The following is a 23,823-nucleotide window of genomic DNA, read 5'->3' as shown; positions in this document are numbered from 1 at the left end:
GATCTGTACCCACTAAAAAACAGGCCGTCTGAAAGCGCAGCTTCAACGAAGTTAAAACGGAGCTTCGGCGCAGCCAAAACCGCAAATGCAGTTTTCAGACGGCCTCCCCGTATTCCGCTACAATGCCGCGCCTTTTAAAACCGACAAGGAACACCCATGCCCGCCCTCCGCGACATCATTGCCTGGTGCGACGACACCCTGCAAACCCGCCTGTTCAAAGACTACGCCCCCAACGGCCTGCAAGTGGAAGGCACGGAACACGTCGGCAAAATCGCCGCCGCCGTAACCGCCAGCCTGGCCGCCATCGAATTTGCCGCCGCCGAGGGCGCACAGCTGCTGCTCGTCCACCACGGCCTCTTCTGGAAAAGCGAACCCGTAACCATCACCGGCTGGAAAAAAACCCGCATCGAAACCCTGCTGCGCCACGGCATCGGCATGGCCGGCTACCACCTGCCGCTGGACGCCCACCCCGAACTGGGCAACAACGCCCGGCTTGCCAAACTGATGGGTTGGCAGACCGAGCACACCTGCGGCGAACAAAACCTGCTGCACATCGGCCACCTGCAACAGCCGCAGACGGCGGCGCAAGTGGCCGCGCAAGTGGCGGCGAAACTCGGCCGCACGCCCACCCTGATCGCCCCGTCCGACACCCCCGCCAAGCGCATCGCCTGGTGCACCGGCGGCGCGCAGGGCTTTTTTCAGACGGCCATAGACGAAGGCGCGCAAATCTACCTCACCGGCGAAATCTCCGAAGCCCAATACCACCTCGCGCACGAAACCGGCACCGCCTTCATCGCCGCCGGCCACCACGCCACCGAGCGCGGCGGCATACGGGCACTGGCCGAAGCCGCCGGCTGCGAATTCGGCATCCCCGTCTGCTTTTTCGACGAACAAAACCCTGCTTAAAGTCAAAAAACACTTCAAAAATTTACCTTATTTTAAATAGTGCTTTAAGTAGGCTCGGCAATTCGGGTAAAATTGCGGAGTTTAATGGCTCGGTATTTTGAATCTCAGGATGACTGAAACAATGGAAAATCAAGAAATCAACCAAGGCCGCCGCCGCTTCCTCGTGCTGGCGACGGCCGGAGCGGGCGGCGTGGCGGCCGCAGGCGTGGCAACGCCCTTCGTCGCCAGCTGGTTCCCCTCGGAAAAAGCCAAGGCCGCCGGCGCGCCGGTGGAAATCGACGTCAGCAAAATCGAAGCGGGACAAATGCTTACCGCCGAATGGCGCGGCAAACCCATCTGGGTGGTCAACCGCACCGACCAGCAGGTCAAAGACCTCAAAAGCCTGGACGGCATGCTCGCCGACCCCAATTCCGACGTGGACCACCAGCCAGAAGACTGCAAGAACGAAACCCGCTCGATCAAACCCAACATTCTGGTCGCCATCGGCATCTGCACCCACTTGGGCTGCTCGCCGACCTACCGCCCCGACATCGCCCCCGCCGATTTGGGCGCGGACTGGAAAGGCGGCTTCTTCTGCCCCTGCCACGGTTCCAAATTCGACATCGCAGGCCGCGTCTATTCCGGCGTTCCCGCACCGACCAACCTGGTTGTCCCCCCGCACAAATATTTGAGCGACACCACCATCCTGGTCGGCGAAGAATCATAAAAAACAAGGGACTTCAACATGGCAAACCAAACCAATAGCAAAGCAAAGGCATTGTTGGACTGGGTGGACGCGCGCTTCCCCCTGTCTAAAATGTGGCGCGAACACCTCTCCGAATACTACGCGCCGAAAAACTTCAACTTCTGGTACTACTTCGGCTCGCTCGCACTCCTGGTGCTGGTGATCCAAATCGTCAGCGGCATCTTCCTCGTGATGAACTTCAAGCCCGACGGCAACCTGAACCAGTACAACCTGCCCGCCGCCTTCACAGCGGTGGAATACATCATGCGCGACGTCTCCGGCGGCTGGATCATCCGCTACATGCACTCCACCGGCGCGTCTTTCTTCTTCATCGTCGTTTATCTCCATATGTTCCGCGGCCTGATTTACGGCTCGTTCAAAAAACCGCGCGAACTGGTGTGGGTGTTCGGCTCGCTGATCTTCCTCGCCCTGATGGCCGAAGCCTTCATGGGCTACCTGCTGCCGTGGGGTCAGATGTCGTTCTGGGGCGCGCAGGTGATCATCAACCTGTTCTCCGCCATCCCCGTCATCGGCCCGGATTTGTCCACTTGGATACGCGGCGACTTCACCATCTCCGACGCCACGCTCAACCGCTTCTTCGCCCTGCACGTCATCGCCGTGCCGCTGGTGCTTTTGGGCTTGGTCGTCGCGCACATCATCGCCCTGCACGAAGTCGGCTCGAACAACCCCGACGGCGTGGAAATCAAAAAACTCAAAGACGAAAACGGCGTCCCGCTCGACGGCATCCCCTTCCACCCCTACTACACCGTCAAAGACATCCTCGGCGTGGTCGTGTTCCTGATCGTGTTCTGCGCGGTCATGTTCTTCGCCCCCGAAGGCGGCGGCTACTTCCTCGAAAGCCCCAACTTCGACCCCGCCGACCCGCTGAAAACCCCCGCGCACATCGCGCCGGTGTGGTACTTCACCCCGTTCTACGCCATCTTGCGCGCCATCCCGTCGTTTGCCGGCACGCAGGTGTGGGGTGTGATCGGCATGGGCGCGGCCGTGGTGCTGATCGGCCTCTTACCGTGGCTCGACCGCTCGCCCGTCAAATCCGTCCGCTACCGCGGCCCGGTTTTCAAAACCGCGCTGGTGCTGTTCGTCATCTCCTTCATCGGGCTGGGCATCCTCGGCGCGATGGTGGCCACCGACACCCGCACCATCGTCGCCCGCATCCTCTCCTGCATCTACTTCGCGTTCTTCCTGGGCATGCCGTTTTACAGCAAGCTGGACAAAACCAAGCCCGTACCCGAACGCGTAACCATGAGCACGGGCAGGCAGAAGGTCATGTTCTTCGTTTACGCCGCCATTACCCTGATCGGCGCGTATCTGTTTGCAACCAATATCTGACGAGGGCGGCAAAATGAAAAACACATTGAAAAAATGGATTGTTGCCTTCGCTTTGGCAACACCCTTCGGCATCGCCGGAGCCAGCGGCCACGCCGCATACGAAAAAGCGGACATCGATTTGGGTAACCAGGTCAGCCTGCAACGCGGCGCGCAGATTTTCACCAACTACTGCCTGTCGTGCCACTCGGCCAGCAATATGCGTTTCAACCGCCTGCGCGACATCGGCCTGACCGAAGACCAGATCAAAAACAACCTGATGTTCACCACCGACAAAGTGGGCGACGTGATGCACTCGGCCATGAGCCCCGCCGACGCCAAAAAATGGTTCGGCGCGGCACCGCCCGATCTGTCGCTGATCGCCCGCTCGCGCGGCGCGGACTACCTCTACGCCTACATGCGCGGCTTCTACAAAGACCCGACCCGCCCGACCGGCTGGAACAACACCGTGTTCGACAAAGTCGGCATGCCGCACCCGCTGTGGCAGCAGCAGGGCGTGCAGGCTGTGGAGCTCGATGCCAAAGGCCAGCCGGTGATGGTGAAAGACGCACACGGCAACTCCGTGCCCAAACTCTACTGGGAATCCACCGGCACCATGACCCGCAAAACGCCCGAAGGCAAAGTCATCGCCAAAGAGTATGACGAATACGCCAAAGACCTCGTCGCCTTCATGGTGTACATGGGCGAACCGGCGCAGGTCGAGCGCAAACAGATCGGCTACATCGTGATGATCTTCCTTCTGGCCGTCATGCTGCCGCTGGCCTATTTCCTGAAAAAAGAATACTGGAAAGACGTGCATTAAACAGCAACGGCAACGAGCAAAGGCGGAATCTGCGGATTCCGCTTTTTTGTTTTAATAAACAGCGCATTAGAGCCTTTTTCTGGATTTTTCAGACGGCATTCTGTATCATTCCCTTATTTTTCAAACACATCAGGCGCGTCCGCTTTACGGCGGCGGCCTGTTTCCAACCGCACAGGAGCAACACGACATGATGATTCTCTACTCCGGCATCACCTGCCCGTTCAGCCACCGCTGCCGCTTCGTCCTCTACGAAAAAGGCATGGATTTTGAAATCAAAGACGTGGACATCTTCAACAAACCCGAAGACCTCGCCATCATGAACCCCTACAACCAAGTCCCCGTTTTGGTTGAGCGCGACCTGATCCTGCACGAATCCAACATCATCAACGAATACATCGACGAACGCTTCCCCCATCCCCAGCTCATGCCCGGCGACCCCGTCCAGCGCGGCCGCGGCCGCCTCGTGCTCTACCGCCTCGAACGCGAGCTGTTCAGCCACGTCCAAATACTCGAAGCCCCCGAATCCACAAGCAAAGAACAAAGCAAAGCCCGTGAAGCCGTCGCCCAGGGGCTGACCATGCTCGCCCCCATGTTCTCGCGCACCAAATACATCATGGGCGACGACTTCTCCATGATCGACGTCGCCCTCGCCCCCCTCTTGTGGCGGCTCGACCACTATGGCATCAAACTCGGCCGCACCGCCGCCCCCCTGCTGAAATACGCCGAACGCATCTTCCAGCGCGAAGCCTTCATCGACGCGCTCACCCCCGCCGAAAAAGCCATGCGCCGCTGAGGAGCCGTCATGAACAGCAGCACCAAACCCTACCTGCTCCGCGCCCTCTACGAATGGTGCAACGACAACGGCCACACTGCCCACATCGCCGCGTGGGTCAACAGCCACACCCGCGTCCCCATGCAGTATGTGCGCGACAACGAAATCGTCCTCAACATCGGCCCCGCCGCCGCCCGCAACCTCACCATCGACAACGAATGGGTCAACTTCTCCGCCCGCTTCTCCGGCGTGGCGCACGACATCTGGATACCCGTCGGCCACATCTCCGGCATCTTCGCCCGCGAAACCGGCGAAGGCATGGGCTTTGAAGTCGAACCCTACGAACCCGGCGAAAACAGCGCGGCGGAACAAAAACAGCCCGAAAAAAGGCCGTCTGAAAACCGCAGCGGCGCAGACGAACCCGACAAAACGCCCCCCGAAAACGGCACACGCAAAAAAGTCCTCAAATTCGTCAAATAAACGCGGCATCCAAGGCAAAGGCCGTCTGAAAACGTTTTCCCGCCGCGAAAAACGTTTTCAGACGGCCTGATTGCCACCACACCAAACACAAACACACACCAAACAGAAAGAAAGCCCCATGAGCGCAGAACCCAACATCGGCTCCCCCCTCTTCTACGGCGTCTTCCTCACCGCCGTCCTCCTCATGATCGCCATCGACATGCTGACTCTCAAAAAAAACGGCAGCCACAAAGTCAGCACCAAAGAAGCCCTCGCCTGGACCGCCGTCTGGATTGCCGCCTCCTGCGCCTTCGCCGGCTGGCTCTACTGGGAAATCGCCACCAACCCCGCCTACGGCCACGAGCTGGCCAAAACCAAAGTCATGGAATACTTCACCGGCTACGTCCTCGAAAAATCGCTGGCCGTGGACAACCTCTTCGTCTTCCTGCTCATCTTCGGCTACTTCAAAATCCCCCCGCAATACCAGCACCGCATCCTGCTCTACGGCGTTTTCGGCGCGATTATCCTGCGCGCCGTCATGATCTTCGTCGGCGCGGTACTCGTCTCCCGCTTCGAATGGATACTCTACCTCTTCGGCGCATTCCTGCTCTACACCGGCATCAAAATGATCCGCCAAAGCGGCGACGAAGACGCAGACCTCTCGCAAAACCCCATCCTGCAATGGCTGCAAAAACACATCCGCGTCAGCCAAACCCTCGACGGCGAAAAATTCTTCACCCGCGAAAACGGCCGCCGCCTCGCCACCCCCCTACTGCTCGTCCTCGTCATGGTCGAATTAAGCGACGTCGTCTTCGCCGTAGACAGCATCCCCGCCGTCTTCGCCGTAACCACCGACCCCTTCATCGTCCTCACCTCCAACATCTTCGCCATCCTCGGCCTGCGCGCCATGTACTTCCTGCTCGCCGACATGGCCGACCGCTTCGTCTTCCTCAACTATGGCCTCGCCTTCGTACTGAGCTTCATCGGCGGCAAAATGCTCCTCCTCCACTGGATACACATCCCCGTCGCCGTCTCCCTCGCCGTCGTCTTCGGCGCACTGGGCGCATCCGTCCTCACCTCGCTGGCATACAGCCGCAAAATAGAAAAAAACAAATAAAGCCAAACACATCAGGCCGTCTGAAAACCGAATTTCCGGTTTTCAGACGGCCTCGAACCTTGCGTCAGCCCAACCGGTCGGCCAGCCACACCCGCGCCGCTAAGCCCCAATAGCTGGCGATGCCCGTGGTGCTGTGGACGATTCTGCCGTTTTTCACCAGCACAATGGTCGGCGTAACTCGCACGCCCCACCACCGCGCGATGTCGCCCTGCGGGTCGTCGGCCGTGGCGAAATCCAGCCCCTGCCGCCGCATATAGCCGCGCACTTCCGCCGCGCTGCCCGAGCGCAAGGCCACGCCGACTACGGGCGTGCCGTTTTCATGCAGCCGCTGCACGGCGGGCGAAGTGTGTTTGCAGATGCCGCACCAGCTTCCCCAAAAATACAGCACGGCGGTTCGCCCCGCGCTGATTTGCGCCAGCGTCGCCGTCTGCCCGTCGGCGGCGGGCACGGCCATCTGCGCCGCATCGGCGGGCACATCGGGACGGCGCAGCCAGTCCGCGCCGAAACCCACCGCCGAAACCACCAGCAGGATTTGCGCGGCTTGTTTGAGCAGCTTGAACAGTTTGGATTTCATCGTTGTTCCTTTAAAAGGCCGTCTGAAAACGCAGTTTCGGCACGGCGAAAATTCGTTTTTCAGACGGCCTCAATCCGAAATACCCGTTTACAACGCCCGTCCTCCTTTTCAGACGGCCTCCGACATTAAGGTAGGGTGTGTTGCCCCAAGGCGACGCACGCGTTCTCTGCCGCATCACCAAATCCGAGTCCTCCCCGAAAACCCTGAAACCGCGTGCGTGGCTGCGCCACACACCCTACATCACGGCAGAGGCCGTCTGAAAACGCCGTTCCGGCGCAGCCGAAACCGGTTTTCAGACGGCCTCCAATCCTTTCAAACCCGCCTAGCGGAAAAACGACGGTATCTTTTTAATTTTCATACCTTTTTCAGGGAAGATGATCCCCGGGTCTTCGTAGCGGCAGGATGTGTTGGTGATGACGTTGCAAGGGACGGCGCAGGAGGGAGTTGCCCCGACGGTGGGGTGGCAGCCCTGGCCGCCCTGGTTTTGGCAGTTGCCCGTTGCCGTTATTTTGGCAAACTCGTGGGTGGGGCCGTAGCCGATGGCGTCAAAGAGTTTGCCGTTGCGCCGTCCCTGCGCCAGAGTAAAGCACAGATTGCTGTAAAGGACGACGGTTTTGCAGTTTTTGCCGCCGGCCTGGCGGCATTGTTTGAGCGCGTCTGCCGAGGCGGCTTCGGGGGTGTCGAAGGCTTTGTCGGTTGTCCACAGCATTTTGATTTCGGGCGAACCGGCATATCCGCCCCATTTGCGCGGGTGCATTTTGCGCGTGGCCAGTTCCGCTTTGGAAGGCAAATCTTTCATTGCTTCCACAACCGGCATCATGGATTCGACTTCCTGCGCGGAAGTGGGGGCGTTGTTGCCCTTGGCAGCCTGCAACAGTTCGTAGGCAAGCGAGCCCTGGCAGCCTGCCAGCAAGGTGCTCAGCGCGGCGGCGGCCAGCAGTGAGACAGCATAATCATTCCTTATTTATGGTGGTTAAAAAATCGATGGGGTTAAAGGACAGGCCGCCTTATTTGCCCGGCTCCGGACGCGTCAGCAGCGCAGGCATTTTGTGCATTCGCTTGCCTTTGCTGGGCACGATATAGGCGGGGTCTTCGTAGCGGCAGGTTTTGTCGGTAACAAGGTTGCAGGGCACGGCGCAGGAGGCGGGCGCGCCGGGGACGGGTTCGCAGTTTTGCGCGCCCTGGTCGCGGCAGTTGGCCACGCCTACGCTTTTGGCGATCTTTTCGGTGGGGCCGTAGCCGAAGGCGGTAAAGGGTTTGCCGCTGCGCTGCCCCTGCGCCACGGCAAAGCACAGATTGCTGTAAATGTTGTAGATTTGGCAGTTGGGGCCGTCTTTGGCGCGGCATTCTTTCAGCGCGTCTGCCGAGGCGGCTTCGGGGGTGTCGTAGGGTTTGTCGGTTGCCCACAGCATTTTTCCATTGGGGTCGGCGGCGTATGCGCCCCATTTGCGCGGACGAATTTTGCGCTTGGCCAGTTCCGCTTTGGAGGGCAGCGCGCCCATTTCCCCGATAACCGGCATCATGGCTTCCACTTCATGCGCGGAAGTGGGCGCGTCGCTCGGCTTGGCAGCCTGAAACAGCTCGTAACCGAGGGTGTTTTGGCAGCCCGCCAGCAGCGTAGCCAGCGCGGCGGCGGCCAGCAGGTGTTTTTTGTGAGACAGCATAATTTTCCTTTATTCGCGGTGGTTAAAACAGATTGCTGTAATGTGGCGCGGATTATACCGTCCCGCCCATGCCGGGCGCATTACTTTGTGTCCCTGCCGCAGCGGCATATGTCATATAATGCACAGTCTGACGATACGGCTTGCCGGTTTTTCTGTTTTTTAGTTTGGAAGAGAAGATGTTTTCACCAAAATTGCGCCTGAAACCCGTTTTGCTGCTTTCTGCCGCCGTGCTGGCCTTGTCCGGCTGCGAAACCGTAGACAAAATCATGACCACCGATATTTCGCCCCACGCCATGATCAACGCCGCACGCAAAGGCGTGGCCGGGTCGCGCTTTCGCGGCAAACACATAGTCGCCGCCTATAAGGAATACGGCAACGCCGACAACATCGAGCACGGCATCATCCAGCAGGGTCGGATGAAAGGGCAGGAAGGCTATGTTTACACCTGGCAGGTGTACAGCGAAAACCGCGCCACGCCCTATTATGTCGGCAGCGGGTATAACAATTACGGCGACCGCACCGACTACTACAAGCAGGGCGTCACCAACTCCACCCGCTTCCGCTATCTGATTACCGACAACAACCACATCATCCGCGACTACCGCGAAAGCGACCATACTTCGTGGGTGCAGTAGTAGGTTTGCCATACTGCATTTGAGGCAGCCTGAAAACAAAGGCCGTCTGAAAAACAAGTTTTTCAGACGGCCTTTGTGCAGCTTGGCGTTCAAAACCGACGTATTGCAATTTTGTAGGTCGGATTCTTGAATCCGACGGCTGTTTGCAAAACAGCGGGGTTTTCCTTGTGGTGATCTGTCGGATTCAAGAATCCGACCTACGCCCTATTTTGGCAAAAGAGGCCGTCTGAAATGCAGCAAACACCGTCATTCCCGCGCAGGCGGGAATCCTGTTTGTTGTTCTGCTTTGTTGTTCGGCAATATTCTGATAAAACAAACCCTTGCTCAAACCCCGCCAAGATTCCCGCCTGCGCGGGAATGACGGCGGCAGGGCGGGTTTGGTTTTCAGGCTGCTTTGGAGGTTTGGCAAAGGTTCAGGCTGCCTTGTATGCAGGCAGCCTGAAAACAGAGAGGCCGTCTGAAAAACGGGTTTTCAGACGGCCTTACATCAGCGTTTTTCCAATGCTTTCTGCCAGCTTTCCAGTTCGCGCAAGTCTTCGGCTTCGTCGGCGGCCAGTTTGGCAGCTTCGCGTGCTTGGTTAAACAGCGCGTATTGTTCTTGGACGAACAGCTCCATTTGGCGGTGCGTGCAGCCGCCTTTGTCTTGCAATACGGGGAAACCGTTGAAACCAATCAGACTATCCACATTGCCGCGCCAGAAATCCAGCGTCAGGTCTTGGCGGTTTTTCACGCGCAGTTCCGCGCTTTCCAAGAAAATCATCACCAAACGGTTGAGCGTGTCCAACTCGTCGGCAGACAGATAGTTTTTCGCCACCACAATATCGCCTTTGCGCACCACTTTGCCTTTCCACGCCGTCAAACCCATATTCGGCAGCGCGGCATCGGCGCGGGTGCAGACCAGTTCAGCCGCCGTTTGGCGGGTAACGGCGAAAATCAGCTTGTTTTGCGTTTCGGCAAAAAACATCTGCGCCGCCTTGTCGGTTTTAGCGTAATCGCTCGATAAGGCGAACAAATCGCGCACCTTCTGATAAAACCGCGCTTCGCTGGCGCGGATTTCGCGGATTTCCGCCAGCAGTTCGTCAAAATGGTCGAAACGCCCCTGCGGATTTTTCAGCCGCTCTTTGTCCAGCACAAAACCCTTGTCCAAATAGGCGCGAAGCTGCGTATTCGCCCAGCGGCGGAACTGCACGCCGCGCGGGCTGCGGACGCGGAAACCGACGGCCAGAATCATATCCAGCGCGTAATGCTTGACCTGATACTGCTTGCCGTCTTGGGCAGTTATCAGGAAATACTTGATAACTGAATTTTCATCTAACTCTTTGTCTGACAATATATTATTTATGTGCTCGGATATATTTTGCACAGAGGTGGCAAAAAGTTCGGCAAGCTGGTTTTGCGTGAGCCAGGCTTCGCCGTCGGACACCAGCAGGGAAACATGGCTTTGGCCGTCGTCGGTGTTGTAGATGATTAGGTTGTCCATAGCAGAATTTCCGTTTGAGGCTACCTGAAAAGTCGGGGTGGTTTCAGGCTGCTCTGGGTTGCGAGATTGTTGGCAGTATTTTAGCCGTATCCCGACGGCAAGGCAGCCTGAAAACAGGGAGGCCGTCTGAAAAACAGGTTTTCAGACGGCCTTTTAGGTAGGTTGGGTTGCAAACCCAACATTTCTTGGGAATTCTAAGAAGCTGTTGGGTCTCGACCCAACCTACGCTTGCTTAAGTTTTACATACATATGTTCTTGGTTACTTTCTATATTTTTTCGTATTTCATATTCAAATATCTCGGGGTGTTTTTTAACCAAAGTTGTGAATTTGGCACAGCCATAATTGCGTGGGTCAAAATCTGCCTGCAACCGCCGCCATGTTGAACCAAATGCAGTCATGGCAACCCATTCGCTGTCAAACTGTTCAAAGATTTTTCTAATCGTATCTATGGGCAAAACCGCCGTTTGATGATTAGCTGTTGGTTGTTCCGTTTGTATTGCCGTATCAGTTTGGACGGAAACGCTGCTTTTGTTATCGTTTTTAATTTCTTCTGATATAAGGTTTTCCACATAGATAAACTGCGTACAGGCATTGATAAAAGCTTTGGGCGTTTGCTTTCTACCAAAGCCGTACACGGGCATTCCCTGTTCTTTCAAACGGATTGCCAAAGCCGTAAAATCGCTGTCGCTGGATACAATACAAAATCCGTCCAATCGGTCGCTGTACAATAAATCCATGGCATCAATAATCATAAAACCATCGGTTGCGTTTTTTCCTGTGGTAAAGGCAAACTGCTGCATCGGTTTGATAGCGTAATCATTGATAACTTGCTTCCATTGCCCATTATCACCGACAAAATTACCGTAAGTCCGCTTAACGGTAGCATCTCCGAATTTGGTAACCTCGTCCAAAATAGCCGCTATATCGCGAGCAGAAGCATTGTCTGCATCAATTAATACAGCCAAACGTACAGCCTTTTCTTCTACTACGTTAAAATTGGTTTTGGTTCTAGACATTTTTTTAGTTCTCCTATTTATCTATAAAATAATTTAGTAGAGAAAGGTAGCCTGAAAACCACTAACCATTTTCAGGCTGCCTTTTCCCACTTAATCAACCAAGCAATCAGTTTTTCAACTTCGCCAACTGCCCTTCCACTTTCCCCATCTTATCCTGCAACTCCGCCAAATCCGCCTTATCTTTCTCCACCAGATGCGCGGGGGCTTTGTCGGTGTAGCCGGGTTTGGTGAGTTTGGCGTTGAGTTTGTCCAACGCCTTTTGCAGTTTTTCGGCTTCTTTGGTCAAACGGGCGGTTTCGGCGGCTTTGTCGATTTCCACTTTGAGCATCAGGCGTGCGCCGTTGCAGACGGCGATGGGGGCGTCGTCGGCTTCGGGCAGTTTGTCCACCAGTTTGGCTTCGGTGAGCCGTGCGAGGGCGGGCAGGTATTTGAGCAGGTCGGCCAGTTCGCTGCCGCCTTCGACAAACAGCGGGGCTTTGACGTTTGGCGCAATGCCCATTTCGCCGCGCAGTTTGCGCACTTCGTCGGCCAAATCTTTCAGGCTGGCCATTTTGTCGAAGGCGGCGGGGACGATTTTGTCCTGGTCGGCCACGGGGTAGGCGGCGAGCATGATGCTGTCGGCGGTTTTGGCGTTGGCCAGCGGGGCGACGGTTTGCCACAGCTCTTCGGTGATGAAGGGCATGATGGGGTGCAAGAGGCGCAGGATGGCTTCGAGTACGCGCACGAGGGTGCGGCGGGTGGTGCGCCGGGTGGTGGGGCAGCCGGTTTGAATTTGCACTTTGGCCAGCTCGATATACCAGTCGCAGTATTCGTTCCACACAAATTCGTAGAGGGTTTGCGCGGCAAGGTCGAAGCGGTAGGTTTCAAAGGCTTCGGCGGCGGCGGCTTCGGTTTGTTGGAGTTTGCCGATAATCCATTGGTCGGCAAAGGTGTATGCCAGCGGCTGGGTTTCGTCTTGGCCGCAATCCTGCCCTTCGGTGTTCATCAGCACGAAGTTGGTGGCGTTCCACAGTTTGTTGCAGAAATTGCGGTAGCCTTCGGCACGCTTAAAATCAAAATTCACGCTGCGCCCTAGGCTGGCGTAGCTTGCCATGGTGAAACGGAGTGCGTCTGCGCCCATGGCAGGTATGCCTTCGGGGAACAGTTTTTCGGTGGCTTTTCTGACGGCGGGGGCGGTTTCGGGCTTGCGTAAGCCTGTGGTGCGTTTGACGAGCAGTTCGTCCAAGCCGATGCCATCGATAAGGTCAACGGGGTCGATGACGTTGCCTTCGGATTTGGACATTTTTTTGCCTTCGTGGTCGCGCACGATGCCGTGGATGTACACGTCTTTAAACGGCACTTTGCCGGTGAAATGCGTGGTCATCATAATCATGCGGGCCACCCAGAAGAAGATGATTTCGTAGCCGGTTACCAATACGTTGCTGGGCAGGAAGGCTTTGAGTTCGTCGGTTTCAGACGGCCAGCCGAGCGTGGAGAACGGCACGAGCGCGGAGGAGAACCATGTGTCCAATACGTCTTCTTCACGGGTCAATCCTGTTTTGTCGGCTTGTTTTTCGGCTTCCGCCTGATTGCGGGCAACGTACACATTGCCTGCTTCGTCGTACCACGCGGGGATTTGATGCCCCCACCAAAGTTGGCGCGAGATGCACCAGTCTTGGATGTTGTTCATCCATTGGTTGTAGGTATTGACCCAGTTTTCGGGGATAAAGCGCACCGCGCCGCTGTCCACCGCGCGTTTGGCTTTGTCGGCGAGGCTCAAGCCTTTGAATTCGGATTCGGGTTCGCCGCCGTTGGGCTTCGCGCTCATGGCGACAAACCATTGGCTGGTGAGCATAGGCTCAATCACGCTGCCGGTGCGGTCGCCTTTGGGGGTCATCAGCGTGTGGGCTTTGATTTCTTTCAGGTAGCCTTGTGCTTGCAGGTCGGCGACGATTTGTTTGCGCGCGGCAAAGCGGTCTAGCCCCGCGTAGGCTTCAGGCAGCCTGAAACCGGCTTGCGCTTCGCCTTTGTAGTTGAACACTTCGGCTTCGGGCAGCACTTTCGCCGTTAAATCAAACACGTTTACCAGCTTGGTGTCGTGGCGTTTGCCCACTTCGTAGTCGTTGAAATCGTGCGCGGGCGTGATTTTCACGCAGCCCGTGCCGAAATCTTTTTCCACGTATTCGTCGGCAATCACGGGAATGGTGCGGCCTGTCAGCGGCAGTACCAGCTCTTTGCCGATGAAGTGCGCGTAGCGTTCGTCTTCGGGATGCACGGCCACCGCCACGTCGCCCAGCATGGTTTCGGGGCGGGTAGTGGCGACGATGAGGCCGTCTGAACCGTCGGCCAGCGGATAGCGGATGTGCCACATCGAGCCTTGTTCTTCCACGCTTTCCACTTCCAAATCCGACACCGCCGTGCCCAGCACGGGATCCCAGTTCACCAGCCGTTTGCCACGGTAAATCAAACCCTGCTCAAACAGGCGCACGAACACTTCGGTAACGGTTTGCGCGCGCGCCTCGTCCATCGTGAAATACTCGCGCTGCCAATCGGCCGAGCAGCCGACGCGGCGCATTTGCTGCGTAATCGTGCCGCCGGAAATGTTTTTCCACGCCCATACTTTTTCCAAAAACGCTTCGCGCCCCAAATCGTGGCGCGACACGCCCTCGGCGGCCAATTGCCGCTCCACCACAATCTGCGTGGCGATGCCTGCGTGGTCGGTACCCGGAATCCAAGCGGTGTTGCAGCCTTTCATGCGGTAATAGCGCGTAAGGCCGTCCATAATCGTCTGGTTGAACGCGTGCCCCATGTGCAGCGTGCCGGTTACGTTGGGCGGCGGAAGCTGGATGGCAAACGAGGGTTTCGCCAAATCCATATCGGGAGCGAAATAGCCTTTGGCTTCCCAGTTTTGATAGTGTTTGGATTCGATTTCGGCGGGGTTGTATTTGTCGAGCATGATGGAGGCTTTATAGAGAGAACGAAAGCGGCGGATTATAGCAAAGGCCGTCTGAAAAAAGCCGCCCGCAAACGCGGGGATGCGTTCGCGGGCGGCGCGGGTTTACGGAAAACGCCGAAGCGGGGCGGTTGGGAATGGTTTAGGCGTTGTCGTTGGTATCAAGCTGTTTGAGCAGGCGGTGGTAGGTTTCCGCTTCCTGTTCTTTCAACAGTTTGAGCAGGCGATAGTCGCGCCCGTTGATTTTTTCCAAATCCATCCGCTCGATATGCACCAGCCGCAGCAGTTCGCGCACGGGCTTGGGCATATTGCGGCCGGACTCGTAGCGCGAGCCGCCGGATTGGGTTACGCCGATTTTGCTCCAAAACTCGCTTTGGTTCAGCCCCAGCTTTTTGCGTATTTCTCGTATGTTTGATAATTGTGGAAATGTGGACATTCTTAAATTCCTTAATAAAACAAATGAATTTTCTTGTGTTCGGGTGTTTCAGGCCGTCTGAAAAAAGCGGCAAGGGGGATTTACCCATTGCACATGTGGGAATTATAGAGACGGGATATTCAGATTAAAATACCTGTTTTCAACAGCTTACCTAAAATTTATTTTTTTTGGCAGCGGTAACCGAAACAGCGTTTTCGGTCTGCGCGAATCACAAAAATTAAATGCGGAAAACATATTTTTTCTCAAGCAAACCAAACTTGCTATGTAGTATAAAGTAACTATTGCAAAAACAAAAGGCTTTTTTTTACAACAGGCGGCACAAGCTGCGATTTTGTATAAATTAATAACGTCGGGTGATTTATCGGGGGTAAATTAACGTATTTTAGCGGCAGATGCTGTATTTTCGGCGAAGTTCGCGCCGCATCTGCCGCGTGCCTTTACGGTTTGCCGCTCGCGGGACTGACGGTGAGGATTTCGTAGCCGGTTTCGGTAACCAGTACTTCGTGTTCCCATTGGGCGGAGAGGCTGCGGTCTTTGGTAACCACCGTCCAGCCGTCGGCGAGGATGCGCAGGTGGCGTTTGCCCTGGTTGATCATCGGCTCTACGGTGAAAATCATGCCCGGCTGCAACACCAGCCCCTGCCCTTTGCGGCCGTAGTGCAGCACCTGCGGTTCGCAGTGGAAGGCGCGGCCGATGCCGTGGCCGCAGAATTCCTGCACCACGGAATAGCCCGCGTTTTCGGCAACCGTTTGGCAGGCGTGGCCGACGTCGCCCAGCGTCGCGCCGGGTTTGACTTCGCGGATGCCGGCCATCATTGCTTCGTGGGTTACGTCGATCAGGCGTTGGGCGACGGGGGAGATGCTGCCGACGGCGTACATGCGGCTGGAATCGCCGTGGAAGCCGTCTTTTTTGATGGTTACGTCGATGTTGACGATGTCGCCGTTTTTCAGAGGTTTGTCGTTGGGGATGCCGTGGCAGATGACGTTGTTGACGGAGGTGCAGCAGGATTTGGGATAGGGCGGGTTGCCGTAGTTGAGCGGCGCGGGGTAGCCGCCCTGCACGTTGACGTGGTAGTCGTAGATTTTTTGGTCGATTTCGTTGGTGGTAACACCGGGGCGGACGAATTGTCCGATGTAGTCGAGGGCTTCGGCGGCGAGGCGGCCGAGTTCGCGCATTTTTTCAATTTCTTCGGGGGTGTGGATGATGACTGCCATAGCGGTTGGCCGGTAAGTAATGAAAACGGCGGCGATTATAGCGCGTTTCGGCAAACGGCTGCTTTGAGGCCGTCTGAAAAGGGGGGTTGCGCTTTTTGGCTGCGCCGAAACTGCGTTTTCAGACGGCCTCAAAGCCTGGGGTCGGCAGCGGTGCGGTTTATGTGATCGGGCGGGCGAAATGCAGGGCGCGGGCGGTGAAGCCGTGGCGGAAAAACAACCTTTGCACTTGGGGGTCGGCATCGGCGGGCAAATCGGCGCAGAGGGCGGCGTGTTCGGCATCGGCCAGATCGGCTACGGCGTGCAGCAGCAGAGCAGCGCAGCCTTTGCGGCGCATCTGCGGCACGGTGGCGAGGTCTTCGATAAGGATGCGCCTAAGCGCGCCGAGGCCGGTGAGGGTGCGCAGGCCGCAGACGGCGGCAGCGTTGTTTTTGCCGCTTTCAAACACGCCGAACAGGCGGTAGTCGGCGGGGCGCAGTTCGGTGTCGACGTGTTCGGCGAAACGGTGCGCGTCGCCGAGGTCGGGATGCAGGACGGCGAGGGCGGCATGGGCGGCGGCGGTGTTGCCGGCGGTGATTTCACGCACGGTGAAACGGGCTTCTTCGGGCGGCGGCGCGGGTGCCGGTTCGGGGGCGGTTTGCGGTGGAGCGGCGGCGGGCGGCGCGGCTTCGAGGGCGGCGAGCGCGTCGGCATCGAGGACGCGCAGGTCGTTGTCAGCGGCGAAGTCCATCAGGAAGCGGAACATGGGCGGGTTGATGGTTTCGAGCTGGCGGCCGACGGCGACGCTGCGGATTTTGCCGACCAGAAGCGGGCGCACCCATTGGTGGTAGGCGAGGCGGTGGTCTTTGTCGAAGGAGGAGAGGATGCCGCACAGGCGTTCGGCCCAGTCGCTCGGGCGGAAGGTTTTGCCGCTGCTTGTTGTGCCGTAGATGACGATTTCTTCGGGGTGGGCGGGGGTGGTCATTTCTGCCTCTTTCCTTATGATTTGAAGTGGGAATTATAACGCAGGCGGGGGCGGGCTGCATTTGAGGCCGTCTGAAAAGGCGGTTTCGCTTTTTGGCTGCGCCGAAACTGCGTTTTCAGACGGCCGCTTGCGCGCAGGCGGGGGCGCACGGAGGGTAAGGCGCAGATTCGTCGGGCGGCAGGGAACGCGTGCATCGCCTTGGGGCGACACACCCTACCTTAGTATCGGAGGCCGTTTGAAAAAAGCCCGAATCACGTTTTCAGACGGCCTCAAAGGCAGCCTGAGCCCGGGTAGGGTGGGTCAAGACCCACCCTACGCACTGTTTCACCAAAACCAAAAAACCGCGTGCGTGGCAGAGCCACACCCCCTACTCGGCTTCGGCGGATGCAAAGAGGCCGTCTGAAAACCCGTAAAACAGGTTTTCAGACGGCCTCTTTTTTTAACGACCGCGCGGTTTAGAACGAGAGTTTCAGGCTGCCGTAGTAGGCGCGGCCGGGTTCGTTGTAGCTTTGCGCGCTGCTGTTGTTGGCACTGCGGTAGAGCTGTTTGTCGAACAGGTTGTTGATGCCGAGGCGGGCGTTGAGGTTTTTGTTGAAACGGTAGCCCGCGCTGATGCCGACCAGGCCGTAGGGGCTGACGGATTCTTTCGACAATCCGGTGTTGCGCTCGGCGTTGTTCAAAATCACGGTGCGCGCTTCCTGTTTGCCGTAGTAGGTAACGTTGAGCGCGGCATCGAGTTTCTCGTTGGGCTGCCAATTCAGGCTGCTGTTGATGGTGTATTTGGGAATCACCGACAGGGGGTTGCCGGTGTCCTTGTTCACCGATTTGCGCATATAGGTGAAGTTTGTCGTCCATTTGAGCGTGCGGTGCAGCGGCAGGGTGAGGTTGCCCTCGAAGCCTTCGACCAAGGCTTTATTGGCGTTAGTCCAGCGGTACAGATAGTTGCCCAGATTGCTCAGGGCGATGGCTTCGTCACCGGCAACGATTTTGTTGCGGTAGTCGTTGCGGAAGTAGGCCGCCGATGCCTGATAGCCGTTTTTGGCGAACTCGAAGCCGATTTCTTTGTTGATGCTGGTTTCGGGTTTGAGGTTTTCGTTGCCGATCAGGTAGCAACGGATGCCGTTGGCGGTGCCGACTTTGCAGCCCTGGCCGCGTGTGTATAGGATGTAGTTGGGGTTGCTCTGATACAGGTTGGGGGCTTTGTAGGCGCGGGCGATGCCGCCTTTGATGTTCCAGTTGTCGTTGATTTTCTGCACGAAATTCAGCGCGGGGCTCCAATTACCGCCGGATTTGCTGTTGTGGTCGAAGCGCAGGGCGGGAATCAGCTGGGTGCCTTGTCCGAAGCGGATGTGGTCTTCTACGTACACAGCGAAGTTGCGTTGGCTGGATTTGCTGCTGCGGCCGGTGGTGAGGCCGGCGAATACGTCGGTGCGGCCTTGGTCGGTGAAGCCCTGCGTCATCGAGCCTTGGTCGTCCAAGTGGTCGTTGGTGTATTCCGTGCCGACGGTTACGACGTGTTCCGCGCCGAGTGTGAACGGGATATTGGCTTCGGCGGCGAGGCGGCCAGTTTTCAGGGTGCTTTCTGTGAACTGCTTGGGCGACTGGTACTGGCCTTCCGGGCCGCCCATCAGACCTTCCACCAAGTGTTCGTTTTCGGTACGGTCGAACTGGGCGACGACTTTGGTGTCGCCCCAGCTCCACACGCCTTCGTGGGTGAGAGCGTTGCTGATGCGTTTGAGGCGGGCGGTTTCTTCGCCGTAGAGCGAGTTGGTGAAGGCATTGGGGTTGTTGTTTTGGTTGTCGCCCGCGTAGATGTTGCCCTGGCGGCTGTACATGGCGTCCCAAGTGAGCGTCTGCTCGGGGGTGATGCGCCAGGCGAGGCGGCTGGAAAAGTCACGGTTGCGCACGCCGTCGCGGCCTGCGCCCATGGTTTCGCTGCGTACCAAGCGGCCGCCACGGTTGACGTAGCTGACCACAGTCGGATTAATGTCGGCCGCATCCGCATCGGTTTTGTTCAAACTGCCGTAAATGCGGAAGCCGAGTTTGTCCTGCACAATGGGGCCGCTGAGGTTGAAGCCGATGCGCTTGGTTTTGCCCTCTTTGCTGTCCTGCGGCAGGTTGGCGAACAGGTTGAGCGAGCCGTGCAGCTCGCTGCTGACTTTTTTGGTAACAATGTTCACCACGCCGCCGGCCGCGCCCGAGCCGTAGCGGGCGGCGGCGGGGCCGCGCAGCACGGTGATGGATTCGATGTCTTCCGCCGGCACCCAGTTGCTGTCGCCGCGCGTGTTGCGCTCGCCGCGCCAGCTGTAACGTTCGGCGTTGCGCGAGGTAACGGGGCGGCCGTCGATCAGAATCAGCGTGTTTTCCGGCCCCATGCCGCGAATGTCGATCTGGCGTTTGTTGCCGCGCTCGCCGGAGGCGGTGTTGCCGGTGAGGTTCACGCCCGGCATGGTGCGCACGATGTCGGAAATGTCGTTCACCGCCGGACGGGTTTCCAAATCCTTGGCGGTGATTTTCGACACGCCCAGCGACTGTTGAAGCTGGCGTTGCGCGGTTACGTAAACGGTTTCAAGCTCGCCGCCTTCGCTGGCGGCTTCGTCGGCGGCCTGCGCGAACGCGCCCGCGAGGGCGAGCGGCAGCACGGCCAGGGGATAGAGGGATGTTTTGCGGGACATTGCAGTCTTTCCTTTGTAAAGATTTTTTTGCACAACAAGGGTGGAATATAAACCAATGTAAACGATTTGCCAAGCAAAACGGGAATAACGCGCATCCGCATGGCTTGCGCGCTTGTTTTCAGAACCGGTTTTCAGACGGCCTGTGCGTCATATTGCGGATAATTTGCTATACTGCCCGCCCCGAAAAACAACGTACAAATGGAAAACAACGCAATGAATATCCGCTTTGCCGCCCTCCTGTCCGCCGCCCTGCTCGCGCTGGCCGCCTGCGAAACCAAAGTGTCCAACCCGCAGGCCGAAGCCGCCGCATCTTCTGCCGCGCCCGCCGCCGAAGCCGCTTCTTCCGCAACCGAAGCCGCCGTGCCGCCCGCCGAGGCCGCGCCGCAAACCCTCACCAGCCGCGACAATGCCGTGAGCGTGTCCGTGTCGGGCAACTTCCAAGACCAAAGCGGCAACGCCGCGCTGCTGCCCGAAGGCGCGAATGCCGAAGAAGTTACCCTGCTGCAACGCGATGACGACGCGGACATCACCCTCTCCGTTACCAACCTGGGCAAGCCCGCCAAGCCCGCCAAAGACTACTACGCCGGCCTCAAATCCGCCCTCGAAGCCGGCGGCCTGGCCGATTTGAAAGTGGGCGCGGCCACCGAAAACCGCATGGATTATTCCTTCTCCTACCCCGACGGCGGCGGCGAAAACTGCATCGCCATCTACCATCCGGAAAACCTCTACACCGTCTGCGCCGCCTCCGCCACCGCCGCCGCCCCGCAGCTGGCCGACACGCTCAAAGACGTGAAACTGCTGAAAAAAGCGATGTAGACCACGTTTCCGATTCCCCGAAAATCCCCCGAAGCAAGAGGCCGTCTGAAAAACAGCTTCGGCGCAGTCAAAACCGTTTGGCCGCGCCGAAACCGCGTTTTCAGACGGCCTCTGCCGCCCAAGCGGCGCAAAACCCGAAAGGCCGTCTGAAAAAATGCCCCCCGCCCTGCCGAACTTCTCCGACACCGACCGCCGTCACATGCGCACCGCCCTCGCCCTCGCCCGCGAAGGCCGTTTCACCACCTCGCCCAACCCCCGCGTCGGCTGCGTCATCGCCCGTGGCGGACAGATTGTCGGACAAGGCTTCCACCTCCGCGCGGGCGAACCGCACGCCGAAGTGCACGCCCTGCGCCAGGCAGGTGAACTCGCGCGCGGCGCAACCGCCTACGTTACCCTCGAACCCTGCGCCCACCACGGCCGCACCCCGCCCTGCGCCCAAGCCCTGATTGCGGCGGGCGTCTCGCGCGTGGTCGCCGCCGTCTCCGACCCCAACCCGCAGGTGGCGGGCAAAGGACTGGCCATGCTCGCGGCGGCGGGCATCGCCGCCGAATGCGGCCTGTTTGAGGCCGAAGCCCGCGAACTCAACCACGGATTTCTGTCGCGCATCGAACGCGGCCGCCCCTTCCTGCGCCTCAAATGCGCCGCCTCGCTCGACGGCAAAACCGCCCTTTCAGACGGCCAGAGCCAATGGATCACCGACGAAGCCACCCGCGCCGACGTGCACATCCTGCGCGCCGAAAGCTGCGCCGTGCTCACCGGCATCGGCACCGTGCTCGCCGACGACCCACTGCTCACCGTGCGCGGCTTCCCCGTTGTCCGAGCACCCGCCCGCGTCGTCCTCGACAGCCGCCTGCGCCTGCCGCAAACCGCCAAACTCTTGGCCGACCCCTCCGCCCCCGTGCTGCTGCTCACCGGCGAGGCCGACCCCGCCAAACACGCCGCCTTCGCCCGCTTCGCGCATGTGTCCGTCCATACCGTGCCGCTTTCAGACGGCCTCATCAGCCTGCCCGCCGCCCTCGCCCTGTTGGCGCGGGAGGGCATAGGCGAAGTGCTGGCCGAAACCGGCGCGACACTCTCCGGCGCGCTGCTGCGGGCGGATTTGGTTGACGAAATCGTGCTGTACCAAGCCGCAAAAATCCTCGGCGCACCCGCACGCGGCCTGTTCGCCACACCCGAAAACCCCGCCGCCCTGCACGCCGCACCGCACTGGCAGACCCAATCCGTCGAAACGCTCGGCAGCGGCATCAAATGGGTGCTGCGGCGCACAGAGGCCGTCTGAAAACCGTTGAAACGGGATTTCAGACGGCCTTTGGGCGGCACAGACCGCGTGCGTCGCTGCGCCACACACCCTACCTTAGCGGCAGAGGCCGTCTGAAAAGCATGAAACCGGTTCAGCGCGTGTCCGCCGCATAGGAGGGTGTGTGGCGCAGCCACGCACGCGGTTTGGGGCGTTGGGAAAAAACGCCAAAGGCCGTCTGAAAACCGTAAAACAGGTTTTCAGACGGCCTCTGTGCCATACGGCGGGCGGTTTACCAAATGTCCGACTTAATCCGCCGTTTCAGGCTGGGGTGTTCGGAGAGTTTGAACTGCGGGTCGCGCCCCATGCGCAGCTTGGCGGTGTAGTCTTTCAAGAGCAGGAACACCAACGGCGAGAGCAGCAGGATGGCGATCAGGTTGATCAGTGCCATGATGCCCATGCTCAAATCGGCCATGTCCCACACCACCGGCACTTTGGCCACCGCGCCGAAATACACCATGCCCAGCACGGCCATGCGGAACAGCGAGATGGTGAGCCAGTGGCCGTTGATAAACTGGATGTTGGATTCGGCGTAGGCATAGTTGCCGATAATGGTGGAAAAGGCGAAGAGAAACAGCATGATGGTGAGGAAGTCCGCGCCCCACGCGCCCACATGGCCGACGATGGCCGCCTGCGTCAGCTCCACGCCGCTGAGGCCGGCGGGGGGGTCGGAGAGCAGCACGATAAAGGCGGTGCAGGAGCAGACAATCAGGGTGTCCACAAACACGCCGAGCATCTGGATCATGCCCTGCGACACGGGGTGTTTCACATCCGCCGCCGCCGCCGCGTTGGGCGCGGAGCCCTGGCCGGCCTCGTTGGAATACAGGCCGCGTTTGATGCCCTGCTCCATCGCAATCGAAATCAGGCCGCCGAGAAAGCCGCCGCCGGCCGCGTTCAGCGTGAAGGCGTTGCCGAAAATCAGGCCGAACACGCGCGGCACTTCACCCAGATTGGTGCCGACGATATACAAGGCCATCAGCAAATACAGCACGGCCATCACCGGCACCATCATTTCAGCCACACGCGAAACGCGGCGGATGCCGCCGAAAATAATCGGCGCGGTGAGGATCACCAAGGCCACGCCCACCGCGTTTTCGTTCCAGCCCCACGAGCTTTTGGCCGCCACCACCATGGTGTTGGACTGCACGGCGTTATAAACCAGCCCGAAGCAGAAAATCAGGCTCAGCGAAAAGGCCACGGCCATCCAGTTCTGTTTCAAACCCTGGCGGATGTAATAGGCCGGCCCGCCGCGAAAATGGCCGTTTTTATGGTCGCGGATTTTGAAAAGCTGCGCCAGCGACGACTCGGCAAAGGCCGAACTCATGCCGATCAGCGCGGTTACCCACATCCAAAACACTGCGCCCGGCCCGCCGTTGGCAATCGCAATCGCCACGCCGGCGATGTTGCCCACGCCCACGCGGCTGGCCAGCCCGGTTACAAACGCCTGAAAGGGCGTGATGCCGTGCGGATCTTCCGCCGCCCTGCGCCCGCCGAGCATCTCGCGCACGCTGCGGCCGAACAGGCGGAACTGCACAAAGCCCGTCGCCAGCGTGAAAAACAAACCCGTGCCCAAGAGCAGGAAAATCAGCCCGTTCCACAGCGGGGTGTTGACTTCCTGCACCCACCGGTGAATCAAATCAATCATATGAAACCTCGTTACTCAAACCGCTCCGCACCCGAAGGCAGGCGCGGAAAAGGCGGTATTGTAATGGATTGTCAGCGGATTGCAGACAATTTTATGCAGCCGGAGGCCGTCTGAAAATTTCCGCACACGGTTTTCAGGCGGCCTGCAGTTTTCCAACGCACCCCAAAACCGCCGCCCGCCGAAACCGCGTGCGTGGCTGCGCCACACACCCTACCTATGCGGCGGAGATGCGCGGCAAGGGAAAGGCCGTCTGAAAAACGCGCAACCCGTTTTTCAGACGGCCTCTGTCTGCCGCCGGCTGAAATCCTCACGCCGTTTCTGCTAAACTGCCCGCCGTTTTTTTTCGGGAG

At 58.5% G+C, this 23,823-nt stretch carries 23 protein-coding genes; 12 read left to right on the top strand and 11 right to left on the bottom strand.

The features are described 5' to 3' along the window. Positions 1–156 precede the first annotated feature (156 nt). From H3L91_RS01575 to H3L91_RS01545, 7 genes are all read left to right on the top strand, one after another. Complete coding sequence (locus tag H3L91_RS01575) at positions 157–906, top strand: Nif3-like dinuclear metal center hexameric protein (protein WP_007341670.1); 750 nt, start codon at positions 157–159, stop codon at positions 904–906. A gap of 121 nt (positions 907–1,027) precedes the next feature. Next, the gene (petA, locus tag H3L91_RS01570) at positions 1,028–1,612 is read left to right on the top strand and encodes a ubiquinol-cytochrome c reductase iron-sulfur subunit (protein ID WP_040658574.1); all 585 of its coding nucleotides are present in this window, start codon (positions 1,028–1,030) and stop codon (positions 1,610–1,612) included. A gap of 18 nt (positions 1,613–1,630) precedes the next feature. Beyond that, positions 1,631–2,980 carry a cytochrome b gene (locus H3L91_RS01565; protein WP_007341668.1) on the top strand — a complete coding sequence of 450 codons (1,350 nt, stop codon included), beginning with the start codon at positions 1,631–1,633 and terminating at the stop codon, positions 2,978–2,980. Positions 2,981–2,993: 13 nt separating this feature from the next. Further along, the gene (locus H3L91_RS01560; protein ID WP_040658573.1) at positions 2,994–3,779 is read left to right on the top strand and encodes a cytochrome c1; all 786 of its coding nucleotides are present in this window, start codon (positions 2,994–2,996) and stop codon (positions 3,777–3,779) included. Positions 3,780–3,966: 187 nt separating this feature from the next. Continuing rightward, complete coding sequence (locus tag H3L91_RS01555; protein WP_007341666.1) at positions 3,967–4,572, top strand: glutathione S-transferase N-terminal domain-containing protein; 606 nt, start codon at positions 3,967–3,969, stop codon at positions 4,570–4,572. Between the two features lie 9 nt (positions 4,573–4,581). After that, positions 4,582–5,031 (top strand): ClpXP protease specificity-enhancing factor, encoded by a 450-nt coding sequence (locus H3L91_RS01550; RefSeq protein WP_007341665.1) that lies wholly within the window; start codon positions 4,582–4,584, stop codon positions 5,029–5,031. Positions 5,032–5,149: 118 nt separating this feature from the next. Beyond that, a complete protein-coding gene (locus H3L91_RS01545) occupies positions 5,150–6,127 on the top strand; it encodes a TerC family protein (RefSeq protein WP_007341664.1) in 978 nt (325 codons plus the stop codon). 64 nt (positions 6,128–6,191) lie between these two features. Here H3L91_RS01545 and H3L91_RS01540 read toward each other — a convergent pair whose 3' ends face one another. Continuing rightward, positions 6,192–6,701 (bottom strand): protein disulfide oxidoreductase, encoded by a 510-nt coding sequence (locus H3L91_RS01540; RefSeq protein WP_007341663.1) that lies wholly within the window; start codon positions 6,699–6,701, stop codon positions 6,192–6,194. Positions 6,702–6,838: 137 nt separating this feature from the next. On the opposite strand from H3L91_RS01540, the gene H3L91_RS12425 reads away from it, so the two are divergent. Beyond that, complete coding sequence (locus H3L91_RS12425; RefSeq protein ID WP_256998573.1) at positions 6,839–6,961, top strand: hypothetical protein; 123 nt, start codon at positions 6,839–6,841, stop codon at positions 6,959–6,961. 62 nt (positions 6,962–7,023) lie between these two features. On the opposite strand, the gene H3L91_RS01535 is transcribed toward H3L91_RS12425, so the two are convergent. Together H3L91_RS01535 and H3L91_RS01530 are read right to left on the bottom strand one after the other, a co-directional pair. Beyond that, complete coding sequence (locus H3L91_RS01535; RefSeq protein ID WP_007341661.1) at positions 7,024–7,614, bottom strand: DUF4189 domain-containing protein; 591 nt, start codon at positions 7,612–7,614, stop codon at positions 7,024–7,026. Between the two features lie 94 nt (positions 7,615–7,708). Further along, positions 7,709–8,365, bottom strand: coding sequence for a DUF4189 domain-containing protein (locus H3L91_RS01530; protein WP_007341660.1), 657 nt, complete (start codon positions 8,363–8,365; stop codon positions 7,709–7,711). A gap of 176 nt (positions 8,366–8,541) precedes the next feature. Between H3L91_RS01530 and H3L91_RS01525 the strand changes: the two genes are divergently transcribed. Beyond that, the gene (locus H3L91_RS01525) at positions 8,542–9,000 is read left to right on the top strand and encodes a hypothetical protein (RefSeq protein ID WP_040658568.1); all 459 of its coding nucleotides are present in this window, start codon (positions 8,542–8,544) and stop codon (positions 8,998–9,000) included. Positions 9,001–9,487: 487 nt separating this feature from the next. On the opposite strand, the gene H3L91_RS01520 is transcribed toward H3L91_RS01525, so the two are convergent. The 6 genes from H3L91_RS01520 to H3L91_RS01495 form a co-directional block, all read right to left on the bottom strand. Continuing rightward, the gene (locus H3L91_RS01520) at positions 9,488–10,480 is read right to left on the bottom strand and encodes a virulence RhuM family protein (protein ID WP_007341657.1); all 993 of its coding nucleotides are present in this window, start codon (positions 10,478–10,480) and stop codon (positions 9,488–9,490) included. A gap of 222 nt (positions 10,481–10,702) precedes the next feature. Continuing rightward, positions 10,703–11,497 carry an NYN domain-containing protein gene (locus H3L91_RS01515; protein ID WP_007341656.1) on the bottom strand — a complete coding sequence of 265 codons (795 nt, stop codon included), beginning with the start codon at positions 11,495–11,497 and terminating at the stop codon, positions 10,703–10,705. 106 nt (positions 11,498–11,603) lie between these two features. Continuing rightward, positions 11,604–14,432, bottom strand: coding sequence for a valine--tRNA ligase (locus H3L91_RS01510; RefSeq protein WP_007341655.1), 2,829 nt, complete (start codon positions 14,430–14,432; stop codon positions 11,604–11,606). A gap of 139 nt (positions 14,433–14,571) precedes the next feature. Continuing rightward, positions 14,572–14,865: a helix-turn-helix domain-containing protein gene (locus tag H3L91_RS01505; RefSeq protein ID WP_007341654.1), complete on the bottom strand. Its 294-nt coding sequence runs from the start codon at positions 14,863–14,865 to the stop codon at positions 14,572–14,574. Between the two features lie 437 nt (positions 14,866–15,302). Next, positions 15,303–16,079 (bottom strand): type I methionyl aminopeptidase, encoded by a 777-nt coding sequence (gene map, locus H3L91_RS01500; protein WP_040658565.1) that lies wholly within the window; start codon positions 16,077–16,079, stop codon positions 15,303–15,305. A 157-nt stretch (positions 16,080–16,236) separates the two neighbouring features. Next, on the bottom strand, positions 16,237–17,040 hold the full coding sequence (locus H3L91_RS01495; protein WP_007341652.1) for a GNAT family N-acetyltransferase: 804 nt from the start codon (positions 17,038–17,040) through the stop codon (positions 16,237–16,239). A gap of 235 nt (positions 17,041–17,275) precedes the next feature. Here H3L91_RS01495 and H3L91_RS01490 point away from each other — a divergent pair, with 235 nt between their 5' ends. Beyond that, entirely contained in the window at positions 17,276–17,443 is a 168-nt protein-coding gene (locus H3L91_RS01490; RefSeq protein ID WP_007341650.1) for a hypothetical protein, read from the top strand. A 52-nt stretch (positions 17,444–17,495) separates the two neighbouring features. On the opposite strand, the gene H3L91_RS01485 is transcribed toward H3L91_RS01490, so the two are convergent. Continuing rightward, positions 17,496–19,715 carry a FepA family TonB-dependent siderophore receptor gene (locus H3L91_RS01485; RefSeq protein WP_007341649.1) on the bottom strand — a complete coding sequence of 740 codons (2,220 nt, stop codon included), beginning with the start codon at positions 19,713–19,715 and terminating at the stop codon, positions 17,496–17,498. A 198-nt stretch (positions 19,716–19,913) separates the two neighbouring features. On the opposite strand from H3L91_RS01485, the gene H3L91_RS01480 reads away from it, so the two are divergent. Together H3L91_RS01480 and ribD are read left to right on the top strand one after the other, a co-directional pair. Further along, positions 19,914–20,531 carry a hypothetical protein gene (locus tag H3L91_RS01480; protein ID WP_007341648.1) on the top strand — a complete coding sequence of 206 codons (618 nt, stop codon included), beginning with the start codon at positions 19,914–19,916 and terminating at the stop codon, positions 20,529–20,531. A 154-nt stretch (positions 20,532–20,685) separates the two neighbouring features. Then, complete coding sequence (gene ribD / locus H3L91_RS01475; protein ID WP_007341647.1) at positions 20,686–21,810, top strand: bifunctional diaminohydroxyphosphoribosylaminopyrimidine deaminase/5-amino-6-(5-phosphoribosylamino)uracil reductase RibD; 1,125 nt, start codon at positions 20,686–20,688, stop codon at positions 21,808–21,810. A gap of 250 nt (positions 21,811–22,060) precedes the next feature. Here ribD and H3L91_RS01470 read toward each other — a convergent pair whose 3' ends face one another. Continuing rightward, on the bottom strand, positions 22,061–23,473 hold the full coding sequence (locus tag H3L91_RS01470) for an alanine/glycine:cation symporter family protein (protein WP_007341644.1): 1,413 nt from the start codon (positions 23,471–23,473) through the stop codon (positions 22,061–22,063). Positions 23,474–23,823 lie beyond the last annotated feature (350 nt).

It is taken from the genome of Neisseria bacilliformis, from assembly GCF_014055025.1.
GTDB classification, from domain to species: Bacteria; Pseudomonadota; Gammaproteobacteria; order Burkholderiales; family Neisseriaceae; genus Neisseria; species Neisseria bacilliformis.
This window is presented reverse-complemented; position numbering and strand designations above follow the sequence as displayed.

What these genes read in the sequence shown, in the direction of transcription:
- H3L91_RS01520 (WP_007341657.1), bottom strand. Translation starts at nt 10,480, where the DNA reads ATGGACAACCTAATCATCTACAACACCGACGACGGCCAAAGCCATGTT.
- H3L91_RS01540 (WP_007341663.1), bottom strand. Translation starts at nt 6,701, where the DNA reads ATGAAATCCAAACTGTTCAAGCTGCTCAAACAAGCCGCGCAAATCCTG.
- H3L91_RS01470 (WP_007341644.1), bottom strand. Translation starts at nt 23,473, where the DNA reads ATGATTGATTTGATTCACCGGTGGGTGCAGGAAGTCAACACCCCGCTG.
- map (WP_040658565.1), bottom strand. Translation starts at nt 16,079, where the DNA reads ATGGCAGTCATCATCCACACCCCCGAAGAAATTGAAAAAATGCGCGAA.
- H3L91_RS01525 (WP_040658568.1), top strand. Translation starts at nt 8,542, where the DNA reads ATGTTTTCACCAAAATTGCGCCTGAAACCCGTTTTGCTGCTTTCTGCC.
- H3L91_RS01505 (WP_007341654.1), bottom strand. Translation starts at nt 14,865, where the DNA reads ATGTCCACATTTCCACAATTATCAAACATACGAGAAATACGCAAAAAG.
- ribD (WP_007341647.1), top strand. Translation starts at nt 20,686, where the DNA reads ATGCCCCCCGCCCTGCCGAACTTCTCCGACACCGACCGCCGTCACATG.
- H3L91_RS01545 (WP_007341664.1), top strand. Translation starts at nt 5,150, where the DNA reads ATGAGCGCAGAACCCAACATCGGCTCCCCCCTCTTCTACGGCGTCTTC.
- H3L91_RS01515 (WP_007341656.1), bottom strand. Translation starts at nt 11,497, where the DNA reads ATGTCTAGAACCAAAACCAATTTTAACGTAGTAGAAGAAAAGGCTGTA.
- H3L91_RS01510 (WP_007341655.1), bottom strand. Translation starts at nt 14,432, where the DNA reads ATGCTCGACAAATACAACCCCGCCGAAATCGAATCCAAACACTATCAA.
- petA (WP_040658574.1), top strand. Translation starts at nt 1,028, where the DNA reads ATGGAAAATCAAGAAATCAACCAAGGCCGCCGCCGCTTCCTCGTGCTG.
- H3L91_RS01480 (WP_007341648.1), top strand. Translation starts at nt 19,914, where the DNA reads ATGGAAAACAACGCAATGAATATCCGCTTTGCCGCCCTCCTGTCCGCC.
- H3L91_RS01565 (WP_007341668.1), top strand. Translation starts at nt 1,631, where the DNA reads ATGGCAAACCAAACCAATAGCAAAGCAAAGGCATTGTTGGACTGGGTG.
- H3L91_RS01485 (WP_007341649.1), bottom strand. Translation starts at nt 19,715, where the DNA reads ATGTCCCGCAAAACATCCCTCTATCCCCTGGCCGTGCTGCCGCTCGCC.
- H3L91_RS01550 (WP_007341665.1), top strand. Translation starts at nt 4,582, where the DNA reads ATGAACAGCAGCACCAAACCCTACCTGCTCCGCGCCCTCTACGAATGG.
- H3L91_RS01495 (WP_007341652.1), bottom strand. Translation starts at nt 17,040, where the DNA reads ATGACCACCCCCGCCCACCCCGAAGAAATCGTCATCTACGGCACAACA.
- H3L91_RS01555 (WP_007341666.1), top strand. Translation starts at nt 3,967, where the DNA reads ATGATGATTCTCTACTCCGGCATCACCTGCCCGTTCAGCCACCGCTGC.
- H3L91_RS01560 (WP_040658573.1), top strand. Translation starts at nt 2,994, where the DNA reads ATGAAAAACACATTGAAAAAATGGATTGTTGCCTTCGCTTTGGCAACA.
- H3L91_RS01530 (WP_007341660.1), bottom strand. Translation starts at nt 8,365, where the DNA reads ATGCTGTCTCACAAAAAACACCTGCTGGCCGCCGCCGCGCTGGCTACG.
- H3L91_RS01575 (WP_007341670.1), top strand. Translation starts at nt 157, where the DNA reads ATGCCCGCCCTCCGCGACATCATTGCCTGGTGCGACGACACCCTGCAA.